This is a genomic window from Streptomyces sp. NPDC042259 (assembly GCF_055582085.1).
The window spans coordinates 342,486-363,078 of sequence record NZ_JBVJDW010000006.1; the positions used below are offsets into that span (position 1 = coordinate 342,486).

General features: G+C 63.4%; 24 protein-coding genes and 2 pseudogenes. 15 read left to right on the plus strand and 11 right to left on the minus strand.

Annotation, left to right across the window (positions count from 1 at the left end; genetic code table 11):
- Nucleotides 1-23: 23 nt before the first annotated feature.
- From ACZ6MA_RS19330 to ACZ6MA_RS19365, 8 genes are all read right to left on the minus strand, one after another.
- A complete protein-coding gene (locus ACZ6MA_RS19330; RefSeq protein ID WP_469435109.1) occupies nucleotides 24-1,142 on the minus strand; it encodes a major capsid protein in 1,119 nt (372 codons plus the stop codon).
- Nucleotides 1,143-1,211: 69 nt separating this feature from the next.
- Nucleotides 1,212-1,742: a hypothetical protein gene (locus ACZ6MA_RS19335; RefSeq protein WP_469435110.1), complete on the minus strand. Its 531-nt coding sequence runs from the start codon at nucleotides 1,740-1,742 to the stop codon at nucleotides 1,212-1,214.
- Nucleotides 1,743-1,781: 39 nt separating this feature from the next.
- On the minus strand, nucleotides 1,782-3,305 hold the full coding sequence (locus tag ACZ6MA_RS19340; RefSeq protein ID WP_469435111.1) for a phage portal protein: 1,524 nt from the start codon (nucleotides 3,303-3,305) through the stop codon (nucleotides 1,782-1,784).
- Between the two features lie 215 nt (nucleotides 3,306-3,520).
- Nucleotides 3,521-4,366, minus strand: coding sequence for a hypothetical protein (locus ACZ6MA_RS19345; protein ID WP_469435112.1), 846 nt, complete (start codon nucleotides 4,364-4,366; stop codon nucleotides 3,521-3,523).
- A 65-nt stretch (nucleotides 4,367-4,431) separates the two neighbouring features.
- Entirely contained in the window at nucleotides 4,432-4,791 is a 360-nt protein-coding gene (locus ACZ6MA_RS19350; protein ID WP_469435113.1) for a hypothetical protein, read from the minus strand.
- A 373-nt stretch (nucleotides 4,792-5,164) separates the two neighbouring features.
- A complete protein-coding gene (locus ACZ6MA_RS19355) occupies nucleotides 5,165-5,335 on the minus strand; it encodes a hypothetical protein (protein ID WP_469435114.1) in 171 nt (56 codons plus the stop codon).
- 28 nt (nucleotides 5,336-5,363) lie between these two features.
- Complete coding sequence (locus ACZ6MA_RS19360) at nucleotides 5,364-5,813, minus strand: phage terminase small subunit (RefSeq protein WP_469435115.1); 450 nt, start codon at nucleotides 5,811-5,813, stop codon at nucleotides 5,364-5,366.
- Nucleotides 5,814-6,064: 251 nt separating this feature from the next.
- Nucleotides 6,065-6,385: an HNH endonuclease gene (locus ACZ6MA_RS19365; RefSeq protein WP_469435116.1), complete on the minus strand. Its 321-nt coding sequence runs from the start codon at nucleotides 6,383-6,385 to the stop codon at nucleotides 6,065-6,067.
- A gap of 536 nt (nucleotides 6,386-6,921) precedes the next feature.
- Between ACZ6MA_RS19365 and ACZ6MA_RS19370 the strand changes: the two genes are divergently transcribed.
- A complete protein-coding gene (locus ACZ6MA_RS19370; RefSeq protein WP_469435117.1) occupies nucleotides 6,922-7,419 on the plus strand; it encodes a hypothetical protein in 498 nt (165 codons plus the stop codon).
- Between the two features lie 136 nt (nucleotides 7,420-7,555).
- On the opposite strand, the gene ACZ6MA_RS19375 is transcribed toward ACZ6MA_RS19370, so the two are convergent.
- Nucleotides 7,556-8,398 carry a helix-turn-helix domain-containing protein gene (locus ACZ6MA_RS19375; protein WP_469435118.1) on the minus strand — a complete coding sequence of 281 codons (843 nt, stop codon included), beginning with the start codon at nucleotides 8,396-8,398 and terminating at the stop codon, nucleotides 7,556-7,558.
- Between the two features lie 460 nt (nucleotides 8,399-8,858).
- Here ACZ6MA_RS19375 and ACZ6MA_RS19380 point away from each other — a divergent pair, with 460 nt between their 5' ends.
- The 13 genes and pseudogenes from ACZ6MA_RS19380 (at nucleotide 8,859) to ACZ6MA_RS19440 (ending at nucleotide 17,220) form a co-directional block, all read left to right on the plus strand.
- Nucleotides 8,859-9,089 (plus strand): hypothetical protein, encoded by a 231-nt coding sequence (locus ACZ6MA_RS19380; RefSeq protein ID WP_469435119.1) that lies wholly within the window; start codon nucleotides 8,859-8,861, stop codon nucleotides 9,087-9,089.
- Nucleotides 9,086-9,859: a PD-(D/E)XK nuclease family protein gene (locus ACZ6MA_RS19385; protein ID WP_469435120.1), complete on the plus strand. Its 774-nt coding sequence runs from the start codon at nucleotides 9,086-9,088 to the stop codon at nucleotides 9,857-9,859. Before ACZ6MA_RS19380 ends, ACZ6MA_RS19385 begins: the two co-directional genes overlap by 4 nt.
- Before the next feature lie 59 nt (nucleotides 9,860-9,918).
- Complete coding sequence (locus tag ACZ6MA_RS19390; RefSeq protein ID WP_469435121.1) at nucleotides 9,919-10,740, plus strand: AAA family ATPase; 822 nt, start codon at nucleotides 9,919-9,921, stop codon at nucleotides 10,738-10,740.
- 52 nt (nucleotides 10,741-10,792) lie between these two features.
- Complete coding sequence (locus ACZ6MA_RS19395; RefSeq protein ID WP_469435122.1) at nucleotides 10,793-11,131, plus strand: hypothetical protein; 339 nt, start codon at nucleotides 10,793-10,795, stop codon at nucleotides 11,129-11,131.
- Entirely contained in the window at nucleotides 11,128-11,556 is a 429-nt protein-coding gene (locus ACZ6MA_RS19400) for an endonuclease domain-containing protein (RefSeq protein ID WP_469435123.1), read from the plus strand. The genes ACZ6MA_RS19395 and ACZ6MA_RS19400 overlap by 4 nt, the downstream gene beginning before the upstream one ends.
- Nucleotides 11,553-11,756 (plus strand): annotated as a pseudogene (locus tag ACZ6MA_RS19405) (CHC2 zinc finger domain-containing protein); the annotation flags it as partial. The gene ACZ6MA_RS19400 and the pseudogene ACZ6MA_RS19405, both read left to right, overlap by 4 nt.
- Before the next feature lie 43 nt (nucleotides 11,757-11,799).
- Entirely contained in the window at nucleotides 11,800-12,483 is a 684-nt protein-coding gene (locus tag ACZ6MA_RS19410) for a toprim domain-containing protein (RefSeq protein ID WP_469435193.1), read from the plus strand.
- Entirely contained in the window at nucleotides 12,483-12,971 is a 489-nt protein-coding gene (locus tag ACZ6MA_RS19415; RefSeq protein ID WP_469435124.1) for a DUF3310 domain-containing protein, read from the plus strand. Before ACZ6MA_RS19410 ends, ACZ6MA_RS19415 begins: the two co-directional genes overlap by 1 nt.
- The gene (locus ACZ6MA_RS19420; RefSeq protein WP_469435125.1) at nucleotides 12,968-13,786 is read left to right on the plus strand and encodes a metallophosphoesterase; all 819 of its coding nucleotides are present in this window, start codon (nucleotides 12,968-12,970) and stop codon (nucleotides 13,784-13,786) included. Before ACZ6MA_RS19415 ends, ACZ6MA_RS19420 begins: the two co-directional genes overlap by 4 nt.
- Nucleotides 13,776-14,348 (plus strand): hypothetical protein, encoded by a 573-nt coding sequence (locus ACZ6MA_RS19425; protein ID WP_469435126.1) that lies wholly within the window; start codon nucleotides 13,776-13,778, stop codon nucleotides 14,346-14,348. The genes ACZ6MA_RS19420 and ACZ6MA_RS19425 overlap by 11 nt, the downstream gene beginning before the upstream one ends.
- Nucleotides 14,345-14,875, plus strand: coding sequence for a hypothetical protein (locus ACZ6MA_RS19430; RefSeq protein WP_469435127.1), 531 nt, complete (start codon nucleotides 14,345-14,347; stop codon nucleotides 14,873-14,875). The genes ACZ6MA_RS19425 and ACZ6MA_RS19430 overlap by 4 nt, the downstream gene beginning before the upstream one ends.
- Nucleotides 14,876-14,959: 84 nt before the next feature.
- Nucleotides 14,960-16,762, plus strand: coding sequence for a DNA polymerase (locus ACZ6MA_RS19435; RefSeq protein WP_469435128.1), 1,803 nt, complete (start codon nucleotides 14,960-14,962; stop codon nucleotides 16,760-16,762).
- A gap of 215 nt (nucleotides 16,763-16,977) precedes the next feature.
- Complete coding sequence (locus tag ACZ6MA_RS19440) at nucleotides 16,978-17,220, plus strand: hypothetical protein (protein ID WP_469435129.1); 243 nt, start codon at nucleotides 16,978-16,980, stop codon at nucleotides 17,218-17,220.
- Nucleotides 17,221-17,426: 206 nt separating this feature from the next.
- On the opposite strand, the gene ACZ6MA_RS19445 is transcribed toward ACZ6MA_RS19440, so the two are convergent.
- On the minus strand, nucleotides 17,427-19,199 hold the full coding sequence (locus ACZ6MA_RS19445) for a recombinase family protein (RefSeq protein ID WP_469435189.1): 1,773 nt from the start codon (nucleotides 19,197-19,199) through the stop codon (nucleotides 17,427-17,429).
- A 98-nt stretch (nucleotides 19,200-19,297) separates the two neighbouring features.
- Nucleotides 19,298-19,453, minus strand: a pseudogene (locus ACZ6MA_RS19450) (nitrate reductase); the annotation flags it as partial.
- A gap of 274 nt (nucleotides 19,454-19,727) precedes the next feature.
- Here ACZ6MA_RS19450 and ACZ6MA_RS19455 point away from each other — a divergent pair.
- Nucleotides 19,728-20,522 (plus strand): hypothetical protein, encoded by a 795-nt coding sequence (locus tag ACZ6MA_RS19455; protein ID WP_469435130.1) that lies wholly within the window; start codon nucleotides 19,728-19,730, stop codon nucleotides 20,520-20,522.
- Nucleotides 20,523-20,593: the final 71 nt, after the last annotated feature.

Below are 20,593 nucleotides of genomic sequence, written 5' to 3' on the forward strand. Positions count from 1 at the left end.
GGTAACGGAGACAGGCGCCATCCTTATGCAGCCAGGGCGACGTCGTTCTTTGTCAGCGTCGCCGCCTTCTCCGTGATGGCGATCTTGAGGCCGCGCACGAAGGACTCGCCGATGCCCACGCCCCGCACCGAATAGTCAGGGTCCTCCTTGACGGTGGACAGGCCATACATCGTGTCCAGGCCGATCGTGTCGGCCTTCTTGGCGTAGTCGTAGTCAATCAGCATGCGCGTGGCGATTCCGTTGATGTTCTGCACACTGCCATTGACGGCGCCCATGGGGATGGCCGGGCAGGCGCTGACAAGGATCATTGCGCTCTTATGGAAGAGGAACATCTCCAGGCCGAAGGAGTTGTGGATGACAATGTCGAAACCGTAGATGCGGCCGACGACGGCCCGTCGGAGCGCATTGGTGTCGCCGGAGTAGTCCACGGAGACGAATTCCGGGTCCTTGAGAAGGATTGCTTCGACTTCGGGGCCGGCGATCAGGTACCGCTCACTCGTCGGCACGTTCGCCACATTCATGCCCATACGCGCATCAACAAGCGCGGTCCGGAGGCCGAGTGCACGGGCCTTCATGTTCTCGCCCGTACCATCCGCTGGCGGGATCGTGACCTCGACATCACCGCCCACGACCTTCTTCTGTGCAGCACTCAGGCCGGAGCGGGTGATGTTCGCCTTGATAAAGTTCGCCGTGGTGTCATCAAAATATTCAGCAAAGCCACGGGTCAGCTTAGTAAGAACCTGTGTACCGAACTGCTTCAAATCGAAGGCGACCTGTTCCATGGAAAGCGTGGTCGCGTTCTGGGCGAGAGTAGTCAACGCGACGGGGAACCGGCTTTCGTTGACGAAGCCGATCGGCGCCAGCCGGTCATTGGTCGGCAGCGGCCTGTCCGTAGCCGCAGCAAACTTATTCTTATCGCCCTTGATCGGGTTCCAGATCGGCTCAGAAATACCCGACGCCTGCACCGGAATGCCGCGGCTCTCACGGTTCACGTTAATCACGTCACCGAGGCCGCCAGTGAAAGCCAGCTCGGAGTACCGGGCGGGAAGGCCGCCCAGCGTCAACTGGCGGTCAAGCAGGCCGAGCGCGGCAATAGTGACCTGCTTGGGGTCAAGATTAAGATGGTGGGTCGTAAGCGCCATAGACGGGCCTCCGGGCATAAAAAAGGCCCCGCGGCAATGCCGTAGGGGCCTCAACAGGTCAGGGAAAAGTTATATGTAAGAATCGCCCGCGATCAGGTTCGCAAGCTCGGTCGGGTCCATGCTGGTGACCGGAGCCCCGCCACCGCGGTGATACCCCGCTCCCATGAGCTGAGGAAACTCCGGCTGCACCGGGGCCGGAGACTGCCGGGCTACGAACTGCGCCACCAGCTCACTGTCCGGGCGGCCGTCCTCACCCAGGAAGCGGCCAAGGTCAAGGTATTCGGTCTGCACTGCCACACCTGCGGAAGCGGCCTGGGCGCGGATCTCTGCCTCGGTCAGCGACGTCGCCAGCTCGGAAAGCGCCTCCTGGCGGGCGTCGGCACGGGCCTGGGCGAGCGCCTTCTCCTGGTCCGTCATCTGGGCCTGCCGCAGATCCTCCAGTTCCTTGGATGCTGCCTTCCACCGCTTCTCATTCTCGCGGGACAGCGCCCGCCACTTCTCCACCTCCGAGCCCCCGTCACTGGCCGGCGCCGGATCCGAAGAAGGCGGGGCCACACCATCACTGGCAGGCAGGGGAGAGATATGCGCGTCGTCCATCATGACTCCATTTCGGAGGGGCCCGCCATTCCGGCGAGCCCGTCACTTCTTTTCGTGGATCTTTCGGCTCGCGTTCCCGGAGTTCCCTTGCGGGGGCTTAGCAGCCATCGCGGCGGCCTTCGCATCCGGACTGCCAGACGCACCCGACTGCTCCGGCTTCGGCCCCAACGACTGAACCTCTGCCGCAGCCTTGGCATCCTGCTTCCGCATTTCACGGAAAGCACTGATCTGCGACGGCGTATAACCGGCGTCGCTCCAGAGCTGTTCCTCCGGAACGTTGAGCTGCTTCAGCTTTAGCAGGGCGTCAACGTGCTGTGCCTCGGTCCGGTACTCCGGATCCCGCCACACAGTTTCCATGGAGAATGCTTCGGCTCGCTTGTCCCCCTTGACGGCAAAACAAAGCCTGATGACCTTTTCCCAGGATTCGCCGAAGTGAAGCATGCGTTCACGCACCTTTGCAACGAGCCCGGCTTCGGCACTGACAATGCTTTCACCTGACGGCGGGGCGCCCCCATTGACCAAAAAATAATGACTCGGGGTGCGGGATATCGAACTCGCGTGTTGAAGCAGAAGCCCGACCAGGTCGCAATAATTACTGAGGCTGGCGGCTTCAAATTGGCCGAACCGGGCCTGGGGATCCTCCGCCTGGAGCAGCTTGTCCACCGCGACCTTGAAAGGCTCGACCGGATTCCCCTGGTCGTCCTCAACGATCTCCAGGCCAGTGACATACCTTTGCGGCCAGGCACAGAATTCAGAGGCGGTAAGGGCGTCAGCCGTCACCTTATTGATCGCATTTTGAATGGGGATTACATTGGCAAGATCCGAGTACGGCTCGCCTGAAAGCCGCGAGCGGTTATGGAAAGGCACCACCGGCACCATGCCGAGAGAATTCGGGCTCGTGACCCCGTTTCCCCACTCGCCCATAGTGCGCTTGGCTTCATAGACGTAGTCCTCGGTCCACAGGGTGACCCACTGCCGGCCCCAGTCATCCATGAAAAACCGTGCCGCGGCCTCCAGCTCCGTGCGAGAACCGGGCTTGTACTGCACGACCATGTTCTCTGCCGAGACAGGCTGGATGGAGGGTTCGCCCTTGTCGTCCGGCCATACCAGGACGTAGGCCCGTCCCTGCACCATGGCGTCCAAGTGCACCGCGTTGGAAAGGACGTCCATGCTGCTGCGCTGCCAGAACTCCCAGGCATCCTTATCGGTGCCGGGAGCGTCAGGTATTCGAAATGCGTCCACCGTCATGCGCTCGGTTGCGCTGTCGATGATCAGGCCGCAAAAGTTGTCACGCCAGTTGTCGAAGACCTCACGGAACTCAGCCTTGAACCGGGCCTGCGAGAAGGCGAGCCGCTGATGCTCACCCTCGTAGTAGTCCGCATAGCGGAAAATGTCGGGGAGCTGGTTAGTTAGCTTCCCGTAAAGGTAAGCAAGCCAATCAGTAGGCGACTCCGGAGGGCCAGCGGCGTTATAGCCGTTTGGTGGAACTATTATGGGCTTCCTCCGCTTGGACAGGCCCGGTTGTGGCCGTGGATCTGGGGTCGGGGTTACCTGGGATAGACGCAAAACAAAAGAGGGGGCGCACGGGCTTGCAACCCCGTTCGGCTCGCCCCCGCGCAAGCGGAGGCCGGTTACTAATGGGCGGTGCGCCCCCTCCGGAATTCACTGACCTCACGTCGGTCCGACGATCACCCGAGTAACCACGGGTGCACGGCAGCACGGGTCAGCGTGCGCAGGCCGGCCGGGGAGATTCCTCGCCCGGTCGGCCCGGTCTGTGGAAATCAGAAGCCGACGACACGGCGGCGTTGGAGCCGCATGCGCCCATCGGCGATTGCGTCGGCCCGTGCCTCGAATGCCAAAATGGCGGCCACGGCCGCGTCAATCTTCTTTCGCGAACGCGGCGAATCCTTCGTGATCAGGATTCCCTGCGGAACTTCACGCGTCACGGCGTTCAGGCAGTGGCGGGTAAGGTCCGCGTCGCCACCATGCTTCAAGTCGCCGACTACAACGGCGGAATGGAAGCGCTCAGTGGCCTGACACATCCTCGTTGGTTTGTTCGTCCAGTATTCGAATACGTAGTCATCGCCGTACTCAACCGACCATCGCCCCAGCGCTTCTTGGTAATGCGGGGGGTCACCGTAGAACCATTCGACCCTGTACGTCTCGAATGCCTTCTTCACCGCGGCCTCAACCGCCAGGACGTCAACTTCCCAGTCGGGCCGTTTCGGGTCGCGCGGGTTCTCCTGAAGGTGCAGGACGAAGAGCTTGCCGTCACGCAGGCGGGCCCCGCAGATGGCTGTTGCGTCTCCGCGGACACTCCCGTCGAAACCGACGGCGATTTGATCCCCTGGAAGAATCGGATCGTCATCGTCACGGCAGGCATCCCACTCGGCCTTGATCAACCAGCCGTCAGCGTTCTCCTGAATGTTGTTCAGGTAGAAGCGGTAGGCGACGGCCGGCGACGTCCGCGGGTCCATGACCGCAGCGACGATCCCGTCCACGTCAACCCAATGCGAGTCACCATAAGCATCAATGACCGCCGCGCGGACGGCGGCTTCGTCCTTGAGGTCGACATCCCTCACTGCCTCGCGGCAGTCATAGAGAATCCCCTTGGCCTCAAGTTCCATTGCGGCCTCATAGGTCCGCTGGGCAATGGAAGCCTCGTTAGGATTGAACGCATTCGTGGTTTCGATCAGCCGGGAACCGGCGCCCGCAGTTTTCTGGACATTTCTATCCAGAGTTTCCCAGACGTATACGCCCTGGTTCGCTTCAACAAAGTGATGGACCTCGTCGCAAACAACAAATCGGCACTCGCCGGGCCCCGGAAGAAACGTTTCTTCCGGGGCCCGGCAAAGGTGGGCCTCGCCCCCTCAAGCCCACGGCTGGACGAGGTGACAGGCTCAATACGGCCGGGGCGGCCGTCCTTGAACTGGATGAGCCCCTTGCCGATGTCGAGATTGAATTCCTTCTCGGCGGGGGACTCCGCCAGCATGCCACGGATCATGTCGCGCGTATTCGCAGTCTGGTCGAGCGAGGTGGCGGCGATCTGCACCAGCGGAAGCGGGACGCGCTTTCCCACCGGCATCCCGCTCTCGTCAAAGTGGGAGAAGCGGGCAGGCCCGATGAACTCAACAATGGCCAGGGCCGCGAGAAGCGGTGTCTTGCCTTAAACCCCAGCCCTTCGCGCGACGAAGCGCGGCAGACCGGTACAACCACCTCCCGTTCTCATCGATGGCGTAGAGCCAGAGAACGAAGCGGAGTTGCTCGGGGCTGAACTTCCAGGGCTGGCCGGCGTTCTCGCCGTCCGGTTGCAGGATGTACCGCTGGCACCAGCGGATGATGCCGTACCCGAGGCTACGAGACGGGTGGGGGACACCGGTCGGCATGTTTCCCGTTAGGGGCATCCCTCACCCCCTTCGGGCTCGCTACGCGTGGTCGGACAGGGCTTCGGCCTGGAACTCGGCAGCAATGGCCGCCGCACTGGGGTCTGGGGCCTCGACTACGCGCACCCATCCAGTCATCTGGTCTGTGCCGTTGAGGAAGTGGGCAGGCAGGGCGCCGGCGAAGACGGCGATGGCGTCAGCTTCACTCGACACGTCGCATCGCGTGCCGACGACCGTCCAGCTACGCATCGTGCTCTGCCTCGGACAGCATCTTGAACAGCTCGGCGTCCATATCTGCGGTCCTGACCTCCTTGGCGGCCTGTGCCGCCTCGTCTTGCGCCTGCTGGTCGAAGGCCATCCGAAGCCGGGCTCGGTCCTCAGTGGTGGCCCCCCATTTGCCGACGCGCTGTCTGATCTCACCGGCGTGCCGGGTCTCACCCTGGAAGAAGGCATCGACAAGGCGGGTGGTGATCTCCAGCTCTGCCCAGTCGGTCTCAAGCCAGTGCTGGGACTGCACCGACCGCGCCCAAGTCGCCCAGAACCTTTTGGCGCCGCCGGTGGTAATGCCGAGCGCCTTAGGCAAAGCCCGGCCTTCACCGGACGTCGGAATCAGCTCGTGCTCCCCCAGAGCATGGGTGGTGTTTCTGCGCCGAGCGTTGGGGTTCGGGGCGGGCCCGCGTCGAGCTGTCATCGAGGATCCCCTGTCGGCAGAGGGCCGTTCGTCCCGAGCAGCTCGCCCAGATCGCACAGCGCTTCCCGCGCGTCCCGCTGCCAGCCGCGCTTGTCTGCGGCCCGCGAGCCACGGGTGGCCCTGACCGGGGGAAAGGGGCATCGGCAGTCATCACACAGGCCATTGCAGTCGAGCACGCGCACCCTCCGGGGAAGTGATTGACAGATGAGGCCCCCTGGCGGGTGCGGACACCAGCCCAGGAGGCCGGGGGATCACCGGTCTTCGTAGTACGTCTTGTGCCGGTGGCAGGCCCGGCAGAGAACCCACAGATTCGACAGCTCCCAGGTACCTCCCCGGGCGACCGGGACCAGGTGATCCACCTCCAGGTCGCGGCGGTGTCCGCAGCGTTGGCAGGTAAAGCGGTCACGGGCGAGGACCAAGGCTCGGCGCTTGTGGAAGTCGCCGGGACGGCCGCGGTTTCGTGCGGAGAGCTGCCAGCCCCGTCGAGGAGGGGCGTGGGTCTCACATCTGCCCGACCGGGCAGTGACGGAGGTGCAGCCGGCCACCAGACAAATGCATTTGGCTCTGGGCATGGGGTGCACCTCCGTTTCTCGCTCCGGTGATATGCGGCACCGGTACCTCGTGAGTCGGCGGGGATCGAACCCGCTCTTCCGCTGGTTCGGCGGCCGTCGAACGGCGCCTACTGGGCTTGCGTGCACCCCACACACCGCGACTCCAGCCAGGAGCGACCCGGCCTTGGGCCACCAGCGGTGATCAGCCGTGGTGGTTCGAATGAGGGCCCCGGCCGGATGCTGGTCTGGCAGCCGGGGCCTGTTCCTTCCTGGACCTCAACCCGAAGGCGGTAGCCAATAGATTTCAGGGAGAGTCAACAGAAGGAAAGCTTTCTCTTACAGAGAAGATCATTTAGATTAAGTGTCAGACTTCAACAGCTTCTTGTTCGCCCTCGCTTCGCTCGGTCTCACTAAGTACGTAGGTGTTACTGAGCTTGTAAATCCCGCCCAACCGAGAGAATGAGGCGCAGGTCACACCCGCATAGGGTGGAAAGTTGGTGCGAGACCATCTGAGTGCTACGGTCGGGTGGTCCACCGATCGTGCCGGAAGGTCCCCCGTGACCAAGTTGCCCAGTGATGCAGTCCTGGTGAAGCTCTACCACCTAGGTGTATCCGATGCTGTTATCGCTGCGAAGTACGACGTGAGACGTCAGGCGGTGAACAAGCGGTTCATGGACATGAACCCGCCCCTGCGGCGGAGGCCGCTTCCCGCCGTGCGTGTTCAAGAGCTGGTGAACTCGTTGTGGGACATCAAGGTGATCCGCGAGGGCCCCGGCAGTCATCACAACCGGTACGGCGTCAAGTGCCTCAAGGTGTGGCTGCGTATGCAGCTCGGCGATACGGTCAGCGCTCCACAGGAGGCGCTTGCCCGGCAGTTCATCCGCCGCGTGATCCGTGACGACGTGGTCCTCGATTACCAGCGTGAGACTGAGGAAGGCTGGCGATTCGTCCCCCGCCTGCCTTCGGACGGCAGGCTGATTATCCGGTGGCCGGCGGGAAAGGTGATTCCGGACGCAGACCTCCGTCGTGCGCTGGAACTACCAGAGGGCCCGTAGGCACGAAGGGCCGAACGGCCCATGTGCGTATCCCGAGCGGCCGGTATTCGGGCCGGGCGCACACCTGGCCCCGGGGCGGTAAACGCAGCGATGCCCCGCAACCCTGAGGTCACGGGGCATCGCATCAGACGGGGAGTCAGGCAGCCTTTTTGTAAAGCTCGATGTCTGCGAACTGCGCGCACTCGTTGGTCGGCACCACGGTCATGAGGCGGTACGAGGGGTCACGAAGGAGGGGGAAGGCGAGGAAGGTCACCTCGAACTCCTCGTCGTGGTGGTGCGGGAGGTAGACGCGCCGCTGAGACCCGTCGGGGTGCACGCTGCGCAGCCCCTCATCCCAGTAGATCCGCGCCGCTTCCTCGTCTTTCAGCACCTCGTTGACTACATCGCACAGACGCTTATGGGTCCAGTGTTTGCTCTTGGCCAGGTGGAGCTGGGCGGCCATCGGGATAGCCCAGGAATTTTCCCAGTCGATGAGCTGGAGCTTGGCCTCAGGGTCGGTGAGGGCCCACACCATTACGTTGCCCCCACGCTTCATCCACCGCCATTGTTTGGCAGCCGCGGCGTTGTAGAGGATCACATCGAATGCCTGGTCGGAGACGTAGCAGGGGTACGGCTGCATGTGCACGAATCGGGCCAACGCCGGGTCGATGATGCTCTTGTCCACTCCGTACACGGGCTCCGGGAGCCTGCCGACGGTGTAGGTGTACAGCGTGCGCCGCTCTTCCTCGCTCAGCTCAAGCACGTGGGCGACGCGGTCCAAAAATTCGTCGCTGTAAGCGGTTTTCACGCCCCGCTCCAAGTTGCTGTACCACCGCGCGGAGAAACCGGCGAGCATGCTGACTTCCCCCTGCGTCAAGTGCCCCTTCCTCCGACCGAAGCGGGCGGTGATGCCTGCGCGTGACTCGCAGTCCAGCCGCTCTCGCCATCCCCGCACCAGGCGGCCGACCGTCGCAAGATCCTTATAGCTCGTGTAACTCATTGCCCCTGCCCCTCACAAACCAAGATCAATAACTCAAGATCAAATGCGGGGCTGAAGGAGAATCCCCCGCTCATCGATTGCGAGCAGCTTACCTGGTTGTAACCGGAACACATCTGTTCCGAATTGGTTGTGTGCCCGGAACGGAACAAGTCCGTTCCAACATAAGATCGAAAAAATGATGCAGAGTAGGGCCCGCAACAAGCCCCTACCTGAGGAGTCAGCGGTGCACTGTTCCTTTCTTGTCGCCGCGGAGAGCCCCGGTAGCTGCCTGCCCGCTGCCCCTTTAGAAGGCGGAGGCCCGGTTGTTCTGCGGGGCCGCCCATGGGGTTCCGACGGGCGAAATCCCCGGTTGGCCCTGGCCCGCTCACTGGCCCCGGAGGCCCTCAAGGGCCTTGTCGGCGCCGTAGACCGCGCACCGATTACGCAGGCTCCGGTAACCGTTCTGGCCACCCTTGGGACCATGATCCGCAAGATCGTGGGAAGGGGGATCGGGGCGTACTTCCACCTCGTCGTGAGCAACTTGGTGACCAGCGAGTGTGAGGAAGACCTCGACCAGGCATTCCGTGAGGAAGGGGTGGACCAGTGGCGTGAGTCCGTCATCGAGATCATCCACGGGGCCCACCCCAACAGCCACTTTCCCGGCAGCAGCGAATCAACCCTGTACGTCATCTACCCGAAGGTCGGCCCATGAGTATCGAAACCCAGCCCCGGTCCGTCTCGCAGACCGAGCAATACGAGAAGTGCGCGTGGAGGTACTACCTCCAGCGAGTAGAGCGGGTGGAGCCACGGCCCGCGGCTTGGTCCCATCACGGCACGGCCTTCCACTCTGCCGCCGAAGCAGTCGAGCGCTCGAAGCGCTCCATGGAGGCCGACGAGGCCGTTCAGCTCTTCTCCGACCTCTACACCGACCTCGTGAACAAGAGCCTCGACCAGGAGCCGGACACCGACCGCTGGCTGTCGGCGACCGGTAGCGGGGGCGAGGACATCGAGCGCCGGTATCGCCTGGGCCAGGAACAGACCGCGCGCTACGTCGAGTGGGCCACGGAGCACCGGCCCGATATCTGGACGACCCCGGCCGGTACGCCGGCGATCGAGCTGGAATTCCTGGTGGAGCTGGGGGGCGTGAAGGTGCGCGGGTTCATCGACCAGCTCATCGCCGAGCCCGATGGGTCGTTGCGGGTGCGGGACCTCAAGACTGGGACGATGAAGTCACGCTTCCAACTGGAGACGTACAAGACGGCGGTCGAGCAGGTTTACGACGTCCCGGTGAACCGCGGTGACTGGTACCTGGCGAAGAACAGCAACCTTTCACGGCCCGTGCCGCTGGAGAAGGTGACGGACGAAACCGTCGGTGAGCGGTTCGCCGCCATGGACGCCGACGTCAAGCGTGGGGACTTCCCCGCGAAGCCCGGCTTCTCCTGCCGCTTCTGTGATGTGTCCCACGCCTGCTCATTTAAATAAAAAGTTGATGCGAGACCTCTAGTCGTGTAAGTTTTCGAACAGCAAGGGAACAACGCCGAATGTACTCACTCAGCCAGTCAGTAGGAATGAAGGGCGCGGCAGGGGAGCCGATCCCCTCACCCTTCAAGGCTCTTTCGAAAATGGGCGTCGAGATCAGGCGCGGAGAAGTCTCCATCGTGGCGGCAGGGGGCGGCACAGGCAAGTCAATCTTCGGGCTCAACCTTGCCATCCGGGCGAACGTTCCCACCCTGTACTTCTCGGCGGACTCGACCGCCGCAACGCAGCTCACCCGGGCGACAGCGATCCTGACCGGTGACGACGTGAAGTCAGTCAAGGCCAAGCTCCATGCCGACGAATTCGCCGTGTACGAGGGGGCGTTGGGCGCCCGCTGGTGGCAGCGGTTCAACTACTCGGCGCGGCCCACTCCGGGCGAGCTGGAGTTGCATCTCAAGGCATATGAAGCAGTGTTCGGAATAAACCCACATCTTGTGGTGCTGGACAATATTTCGAATATTGATGCCGGCCTCTCTGGCAGTGCCGAGACCTATAGCTTCGCCCTAGAGGGGCTTTGCGACTACCTCAACGAGATGGCAAGGGAAACCCATGCGCACGTGATGGCCATGCATCACGTGGTCGGCGAATACGCAGACGGCCTCAAGCCCATCCCACAGTCCGGCGTCAAGGGGAAAATTTCGCGAGTGCCGGCCCTCGTCCTGACCATCCACAAAGAGATCGATGGCATGGACGGCCGGACGCTTCACATCAGCCCCGTGAAAAACCGCGAGGATTTTGAAGACAGCTCCGGAGAGACCTACGTGTCATACGACTTCGACACACGCACCATGCGACTTACAGACGTGGAGAGCCCTGTGGGGTTCTAATTTTTTACCCCAAAAGTTGCTGCGAGACCAAGATCAGTAAGGAGAGACCGCCGTGACCACCGCCACCGCGCACCGCACCCGGGGCTACACCATCTCGATCGACCTGCCCGGCCACACCGCCGAGCGTTTTCCGGAGCTGGCCGCCGACCTCGCCGAGACGCTCGCCGAACCGGTCGTTGTGGTGGTCGAGCTGGGCGACGGCCGCCGCCTCAACCTCAGCCGCCTCTCCCGGGACCTGCGCCCGTACCGGCAGGCCGCCGCAGTCATCACCTACCGCTCCCGGACCGGCCGGCACGCCAAGCTGGTCGAACTCGGCGCGCTCCGTACGCAGGTCGCCGATTCTGCGGATACGGGCCGCATGCTCCACCTGGAGCGGAGGATCCTGCGGTGACCGGCCGCCGGACCGGCACCCGGCCGTGTTCCCGGTGCCAGCGCAACCGGGCCGAAAAGTTCTACAGCTCCGTGCGCGGCAAGGTGTGCGCCACATGCCGGAAGGCCGCCCGGAGCAAGGCCGGCCATGAAGCCCGGGTGCAGGCGACCTACGGGCTTCTGCCGGGGGAGTACGACCTGCTGTTCGAGGCCCAGGGCGGGGCTTGCGCAATCTGCCACGGAACGCGGCGGCAGCGGCTTTCAGTGGATCACTGCCACACGACCCACCTCGTGCGGGGCCTGCTGTGCCGCATGTGCAACGGGCGGCTGCTGACCGCCGCGCGGGACCGCCCGCCCATCCTCCGCGCGGCGGCTGACTACCTCGAAGACCCACCAGCCCAACGGCACCTCGGGCCGCGCTACTACCGGGGCAGGGGCAGCGCATGAGGCCAGGCCGCAAGACCCGCACGACTCCCGCCCGGCCCCCGATCGTCGCGGTGCTGGAGCACTACTACCCGCAGTGGCAGCCCCCGCCCCGCCGGGGCGGCTGGGTGAAGTGCCTCTGCCCCTTCCACGACGAGAGCACCGCGTCCGCGTCCGTGAATTTCGAGCATAACCGATTCCACTGCTTCGGCTGTGACGTGTCGGCGGACTCCATCGACGTCATACAGAGAAAGGAGGGGCTGGGATTTGTCGAAGCGCAGCGATTCGCAGAAAGCCATTTTGCTGGAGGCGGCGAAACGCAACCACAGCAGCTACCAGGGAAGCCCCGCACAGAGGTACATGGACCACCGCGGTTTGGGGCAGGAAGCCGACCGGTTCAAGATCGGCTACGTTTCGGATCCGGTTCCAGGACATGAGCGCTACCAAGGGCGCCTGGCCATCCCCTACCTCCGGCCGGCCGGAGGTCTCGATGCCGTCGCCACCATCCGATTCCGCTGCATCGCCGACGCCTGCACCAAGGGCGCGGACGGCAGTTGGCGGGAGGAAGAGCAGCACACCGGGCACAGCAAGTATCTGGGGCTGCCCGGGGATCCGCCGATGCTCTTCAACACCCTCGCCCTGATCAGACCGAGCCCCTACGTCGTGCTGGGCGAAGGTGAACTCGATGCGGTCGCCTCCGAACTCGCGGGGGTGCCCGCCACCGGACTGCCGGGCGTGACGAGCTGGCGAGATCATTTCGCCCCCGCTTTCGCGGGATTCGAAGTCGTCTTCGTGATCGGCGACGGCGACCCGGCAGGCCGCAAGTTCACCGATGACATGTGCGAAATCCTGCCCAACGCCCGGCCCGTCGATCTGGGCGACGGGTTCGACGTGAACAAGTTCATCAGCGAAAAAGGCGCAGAGGCGTACCGCACAACCCTGGGAGTTTAATGACGGAATGCTTCAATGTCGGCGACGCAGTACTGGTCATGGGAGTCCGCACGGTCAGACGCGGAGTCATCCGGGGCATTAAGCCGGGAGCCGTCTACCCCTATGAGGTAGAACTCGCCAGCGGAGACACCTTGCGTTTCGCCGACACAGAACTAACCCGGGTGACAGAAGACAGCCCCGGCCGACGAATGCTGAACGAGACGGAGGGGCTCCCCATGGGCCTCGACTCCGCAGAGGCCCAGAAAATCATGAAGAGGGCCTTCGTCGATCCCCGGCCCGGTAGCGACGCCGTGTATCACCCGGCGCACTACACCAGCCACCCCAGCGGTATCGAGTGCATCGAAATCGTCAAACACCTGAACTTCGCTATTGGCAACGCCATCAAATACCTGTGGCGGGCGGGCCTGAAGGGGGATGCCATCGAAGACCTGGAGAAGGCTAAGCACTACATCGCGATCGAGATTGATCGCCTGAGGGGGGCCGCATGAGTACCAAGGAAATAGTGATCGTCTCCGACGTGCAATATCCGCTGCACGATGCACGAGCCGTCCGGAATTTGTGGGACTACATCAAGCAGCGGCAGCCGTCCGAGGTGCTGATCATCGGAGACTTCATGGACTACGCGGCTCCAAGCCGCTGGTCCAAGGGAACGCAGGCCGAGTTCGAGCATGACGTACTCCAGGAGTCTGAGGGGGGCAAGGCGCTCCTGGCGGACCTGCGGGCCGGATATGGCGGGCCCATCTGGTTCGTCATCGGCAATCACGACGCCAGGCCAAGCGACTACCTTCGAAAGTACGCGCCTGCCCTGGCCGCCAGCCGGGCATTCGACATCGATGTCCTCCTCGGTTTCGAAGAGCTGAAAATCGAAGTACTACCCCCCTTCACCGAGATCGCGCCCGGATGGGTCGCCATGCACGGACACGAACTTCCCGGCCTCAACCAGCTCCCCGGCCGCACCGCGGCGGCCAAGGTCAGGAAGTTGGACCGCTCCGTAGTCATGGGCCACACCCACAAGAACGCGGTCTCGCCGGAAACAGTCGGCGTCGGAAAGGGTCGGCGCACCCTCTTCGGATTCGAAGTAGGGCACCTCATGGACGAGAGCAAGGCCCAATACCTTGCTGGTGGTGTAGCCAACTGGCAGAAGGGATTCGGTCAGCTCTTCGTCAGCCAGTACTCCGCCGTACCCGTCCCCGTTTACATCGAGCGAGACGGAAGCTTCGTCGTAGACGGCGCCCGGTACGGAGCCATCAAGCGGAACAGCAAGGGCCATTTCGTCCAAAAGGATCTCACCATTGCAGCGTGACGTAGTACTCGACTGGGAATACCTCTCCAGCCTCGCCGACAAGGTTGCCTACAACATCGCGCAGAAGTGGAGCATCGTAGAAAAGGATGACGTCAAACAGGAAATCCTGCTCCACGCATACCAGCAGCGGCCCGCCATTGAAGCCAACTACGACAACGAGGGCTTCCTGTGGAAGATATTTCAGAAGGCCGGGACGCAGTACGCCAGCCGTGAGCGCAATTATCGCGATCTACTGGATGACCAGTACTACTACACGCCGGACGAAGCCAAGACCGTACTCCGCACATTCCTGTACACCGATGATGAGCTAGGGCACATGATCGGCCGCCAGGACGACCTGCTTCAGAGCCGTATCACCGACAACCTGATTTCCGCCCGCATCGATGCCGGAAGCGCCCTGAATAAAGTCCCCGACCGGTACCGGGAACTCCTCCTCAGGCGCTTCGTCTACGGCACCCCCATCCCGGCCCAGGCGGACCGGCAAGCCCTCAGCAGGGCGGTCGTCGCCCTGGCCCAGCAGATGAACCGCAGCCTCCGCACCCGAAGGACACTCCACGCATGACCTTTGACGATCCCTTTGCCGACACCTCGCCCTGGGACGAGCCCACCGCCGCCACCACCATGAAGGAGACCACCATGCCCCCTGCCACCGAGATGACCCCCGCCCCCCACGGACCTGCCCCCTTCAAGATCGGTCTCACGGTGAAGGCGGGGCCCGACTATGGCGCCGAATGGATGACCCCAGCGGTCTACGGCCACACCGCCACGGAAACGGCCACTCGTGGCGTGGAGCTTCTGACCGCGATGAAGGAGGCCGGACTCATCGACCTCAACGCGAAGTTCGCGCAGTACACCCGCGAGCAGTACAAGGGCGGGGCCGGCAGTTCCCCGAAGCGCTTCGAAAACGGCAAGGTCGTCCCATCTCCCGCAGGTGGCGAGACCGGCAACCACACCTGCGGCCACGGGCCGCGCATTTTCAAGGACGGCGGCACGTGGGCCGCCTACTTCTGTGGAGGCCGCGGCCTCGACAAGTCCCAGCAGTGCCCCCCGCTCTGGCGCCAGACGGACGGATCCTTCCGGGCAAAGTAACCCCCTCACACTGCCCGAAAAGTTGAAGCGAGACCACAAGGGGGCCGGTGGTAAACCGGCCCCCTCCCGGCAGACGGAGACTGATTGCGCCTCATCGAACACCCCATCGCCGCGACGACCGTCCGAATCCACGTTGTAGAGACCGAAGACGACCTGGCCGATTTCGAAGAGTTCATCCTCACCCACCGAGACCTCATTGCCCACGACAGCGAAACCACAGGCTTGGACTGGTGGAACGCCGACGCCGGCACCTTCCGCGCCCGCCTTTGGCAGTTCGGAACAGACCGCGAATCCTTCGTCGTCCCGGTAGAACGCGGCCCGGCATACCAGGACTCCGTCCGCTGGGCACTGCGGACCGCACGCCGATTGATCGCCCACAACGGCACCTACGACCTCCACGTCGCGGAGAGCTGCCTCGGGATCCCCATGGAGGAACTCGCCCCGAAATCCTGGGACACCAAACTGATCGCCCACCTTGTCGATCCGCGGCCAGTCAAAGAACAAGGCCCCGGCCTGAAACTCGAAGAGCTGACCAGACATTACATCTGCGAAAAGACGGCGGCCGAGGTCAAGGGATCCATGACCGACATAGCCAAGGAACTCGGAGTCAAGAAGGTTGACGTCTGGTCAGTCATCCCAATCGACCACCACGGATTCCTGCTCTACGCCGGTATGGACCCCATCCTCGCGTACCTGCTCTTCAAGATCCTCAAACCGAAGGTGCCCGCCCGCAGTAGGAAGAGGGGGCTCGTCTCGTGGGAACACCGGCTCGCGCACATCACAGCAAAAATCGAGCGAACCGGCTACCTCCTCGACCACGAGTACGCGCAGGCCAAATCGGCTGAGCTTGCAGCCGAGGAAGCAAAGTGGGCGGCTGTCGCCCACCGCGAAGGCGTCGACAATGTCAACTCCAACGCGCAAATAATTACCGCCCTACAGGAACGCGGCGTCAAGCTCACCAAGAAGACCAAGAAAGGAAACCTATCCGTCGATGACGAGGTCCTGTCCTCCATAGGCATACCGCTGACCGAAGCCATCATTAAGGCCAAGAAAGCTGGAAAGTGGAAGGCAACATGGTTCGATCGCGCCCTGGACGGCCGGGACGCTGAAGGCCGCGTCCGTGCGAGCATCAACTCCTGTCAAGCCCGCAGTGCACGGATGACCATCACCGGCGCCATCCCCGCCCAGACCCTACCGGCCGGCGACTCCTATGTACGGCACTGTTTCCTCGCCGAAGAGGGGCACGTAACCGTGTCGTCCGACTACGGGAACATGGAATTGAGGGTTCTCGCCGTTTTCAGCGGAGATCCGACAATGCTCGATGCCTTCCGCCGCGGCCTCGACCTCCACCAGCTCACCGCCGATGCCGCAGGCGTGAGCCGCAAAGCCGGGAAGGGAACCAACTTCACAGTCGCATTCGGTGGCGGCTGGAAGGCCGTCGTAGAACAGTACGGTGTCTCCGAAACTGAGGCAAAGAAGGCGGTCAAGGCATTCTGGGAAACCTACCCCGAAGTCAAACGATTCGCCGAGCGGCTCCAGAGAGAGGCCCGCCGCACAGGGTATATCTACACGGGAACCGGCCGGTGCATCCCCGTGGACCGAAACCGGCTATACGCCGCCCTGAGCTATTTCATCCAAAGCACTTCAAGAGACATCACCGCCCGCGCCCTCATTGAACTCGACCGCGCCGGATACACCGAATTCGTTCGCGTCCCGATCCATGACGAACTCGTCTTCAGCTTTCCCTCCGACCAGGCAGAGGAACTAGCAAACGCGACAGCGCGGATCATGGAGATGACAATCGAAAACCTACTGATACCCGTGGACTCAGAGATCGGCGGCCGGTCCTGGGGCAGCGTCCTGGACATCGAAACCAGCAAACACTAACAGGAGAATGCGTGTACGCGGAAGAAATCCCTGGAACCCCCGTCGACCCGGAGGGCTACATATCCATTTGCATCAGTAAGGCAGAGTTCGAAATGCTTGCGGAGGTCATGCAATCCGCTTTGCGCAATGGAAACCTCACAAGCGCCCGCTGGGGAGTGATCGACGAATTCTTGTCTGAGCACGACAACGTCAAGCGCGAAGGGGTAAGGGTCTAAATGTCTGACAATTCTGATGGATTCGAAGAGCTGGTGGCCGGCATCGAGGCGGAGATGGACCAGGCCCTCATCGAGAGGCGCGGCGGAGCCGCGCTGATGTTCGTCCGCATCGCTGGCGCCCTCTACACGGAGGCTATCGCGGCAGGGGTACCGCACGACCTTGCCAAGGAGATGGCAACGGACTACTGGGTCAAGGAGATGCACCCCGGCGGGGTTGTGCTGGAAGACGGTGCCGACGACTGAGGGCTAGCGGCTAATTGCCCATCCCTGCTGAGTTCCGCCTTACAGCCAAGCACCAGAAGAGGCCCCCTCGCGCGAGGGGGCCTCTTCCTGTTCCGGGAGCCTCACATGACCTGCACTGATGTCCGCACCTACGAAGACTGCATGGACGACTTCTGGCAGACCGTTGCCGAGCTGACCGTCAAGTACGCCGACCGCCTCACCGAAGACTAGGCCGCCAGCTCCTGACCCGCCTGGACCGGCTTCGGCGGCGGCGGAACCCACATCGGCCAGATCGTGCACTTCGTCTCGACATTCCGGCCGCGGTTCACGCGAATCTCCCGCACCAAGGTCTTGATCAGCTTCCGCTGGTCGGCCACATCTGCCACCTCCAGCAGCTTCATGGCCGTCGCGAAGTCCTCGAACTCCGGCTTCGGCGTGATCACCGGAGCAGCCTTGATTTTCTTCTTGAGGGCCGCCTGCTCCTCCTTGAGGCGGAACTTCGCACCGTCGTACTCCGCCCGGCGGCGACGAGCAGCCTCGTCCGAGATCAACTCGTTCAGGACGGCGTCCGTCAGCTTGTCTTCCTTCTCTCGCAGCTCCGTCAGCTCCCTCGTGATCTGATCCAGCCGGATCGTCTCCTTGGTCGCCGTCTCCCTAATTTGCTGCGCCTGGAGCTGAGCCACACGGGCCGCCACGCTTTCAGCGCCCTGTGGGTCTTCCTCGACATGCTTCTTCAGCCAGTCCTTCACGGCTGTCAGGGCCGTCGCCAAGGTGACGTAGACACCCTTGCCAGGGCAGTCCTTGAACTTCATCTGCCGCGTGCACCGGAACAGCACGTCGAAGGGGTCGGGCTTCCCGTCCTTCCAGGGGCGCTGGACCTTCTTGGCGCGAAGCATGGCGTGCATGTTGTTGCCACAACCCGAGCACGTCAAAACTCCCGAAACCTCGTATTTGGCCGAGTGGTCGTGGTTCTTGTCGTCGTCCTGCTTCCCCTTGAGGCGACGCGCCACATAGGCATCCCAGACCTGCTCGCAGTACACGGGGTCGTCCCAGATCGCCTGATGCTTGCCTCGGTAATAGAGGTACGACGTGATGTCTCTGTGTGCAGCCTTGCGCTTCTTCTTGGTTGTCCCGTCCTCGCGAGTGATCACTACGTGGAGTTCTTCCGGCAGGGTGTACCGGACATACCCCAGGCCGAAGCCCGAATCCAAGATCGAGTAGAGGTCCCCGGCGTCTATCTCCCGGCCCGTCCAGTGGACGATCCCCTTCGCGCGCAGCCACAGGACCATTGACCGTGCAGATTTCCCGGTGATGGAGTCGAGGTAGAGCTGCCCGTAGATGGGGTTGGTGACCGTGTCGCGTTTGAGGATGCCGTCCTTGCAGTTCGGGCACTTGTCCATGGGCTGACCCGGCTCAGGCGGAGGGCAAGTGTCGCAGCGGTAGTAACCGAATTTTCCGCGGCCTGCCGAACCGTGGGGGAGGCCATGATTCTTCCGGCGCTCGATGGTCGCCTTCCACATGTCCGACTTCTGGTTGGACTCCAGTTCGGCGATATTGAGCATCTGGGCGATGGCGAAGCGACCGATCGTCGTCTTGCCGTCGAAGTCCTCGTGCGCGGCCCGGACCTCGATTCCGTAGGCCAGAAGATCGTCAAGGTGTTGCAGAGACTCGCGCAGGTTGCGGCCGAAGCGGGACCAGATCCAGAGGATCAGAACATCGAATTCTTGGTTCCGGGCCATCTCCTTGATCTCGGAGATTCTCCGGTCTTCGAACTCTCGGCCGGATTCACCGAGGTCCATGATCGGCTTGATGATGACTTCGATGTCGTTCGAATCGGCGAGTGCTTGAGCGTGGCTGATCTGGAGTTCGGGGCTGATCATGTCTGCCCTGGCGACGGATACGCGGACGTAGATGACGCCGCGCTTTCTACGCCGGAAGGCCGCGGGGAGCCCTTCGTCCGGGGCCGGGCGGAGGCGTAGTGGTGTAGGTGCAGGGGCCATGATGCTCACGTCTTTCAACTGTACGGTGTGTGAACATCCGTCCGCCTTGGGGTGTAAAGCACCAGGTCAGAAACCCTATGACTCTAGTGATGCACTCTCGGAGCGACGAACGACGCACCGAACATCGCGACCACGTGCTGGGCGCCGAGGCCCGCGGTGCGGGGCCACGAGAGCCGTTCGTCGGGCCTGACGACGGCTCCGGGGGCGGGGGTGCGCCCGTCGCCGTGCAGAGTCCAGCGCACGCCGAGGCCCATGGTTGCTCCCTGTGTTCTTGAAATGGATCCGGACCATGCTAAGCGGGGGTACCCGGTGCTCCCCGCCGTCGCGGCCCGCCCAGGGTGCCGTGGGCGGCCTCGGGATGCCGCGAGCCGCCGTGCGTTGCGGTGGGCGCCCGGTTGGCGCAGTGCGTTGCGACGACCGGCCCAATTAGCCCCCCGTACGACTGTATGACCCGATACATCCGCTACTGCCCGATGTGTGCGAGGTATGCGTCCCAGTGTCCGATTCCTGCAAGACCGGGAGACATACATGCGCAAGTTCGTCGGCCGCACCGCGGCCGCCGCGATCGTCGCCGCGGCCACCATCGTGCCGATGTCGGGGGTGGCTCAGGCCGCACCGCAGGCCCCCGCCGCCGCGGCGTGGGGTCACGACGACGACGACCGTAACGGCCACGACCGGGACGGTGACTGCCACCGTCGCTGCGGCGGCGGCCACCACAACGGCCATGGCTACGGCGGCGGCCACTACGGCGGCCACTACAGCGGCCACTCCAGCGGTCACCACGGCGGCTGGGACAATGGCCTCTGGGGCTGGCTGGGCGGCTGGGGCGGCTGGGGCGGTGGCTGGGGCCACGGCGACCACGACGACCACGACAGCTGGGGCGGCCACCACGGCAAGTGGAGCCACCACGACGGCGACCACAACGGGCGCCACCACCGCGACCGCGACTGCGACCGTGACCGCGACCACAACGGCCGCGACCGCGACCGCGACCACAAGTGGGGCCACCACCACAACGGCGACCACAAGGGCGACCACAAGTGGGGCCGCGACCACGACGGCCGCGACGGCGACCACAACGGGCGCGACCACAACGGCCGCGACCGGGACCACGACGGCCGTGACCGCGACCACGACGGCCGTGACCGCGACCACAAGTGGGGCCACCACCACGACGGCGACCACAACGGGCGCCACCACCGCGACCGCGACTGCGACCGTGACCGCGACCACGACGGCCGCGACAACGGCCACCACGGCAAGCACCACGGCGGCTACGGCCACCACGGCGAGGACAACAACCTGATGATCATCAGCCTCTGACGGCTGAACATCACGGTCCGCTCCGCGGGCCGTACGCCGGGCCCCTCGTGGGCCCGCCGTACGGCCCGCGG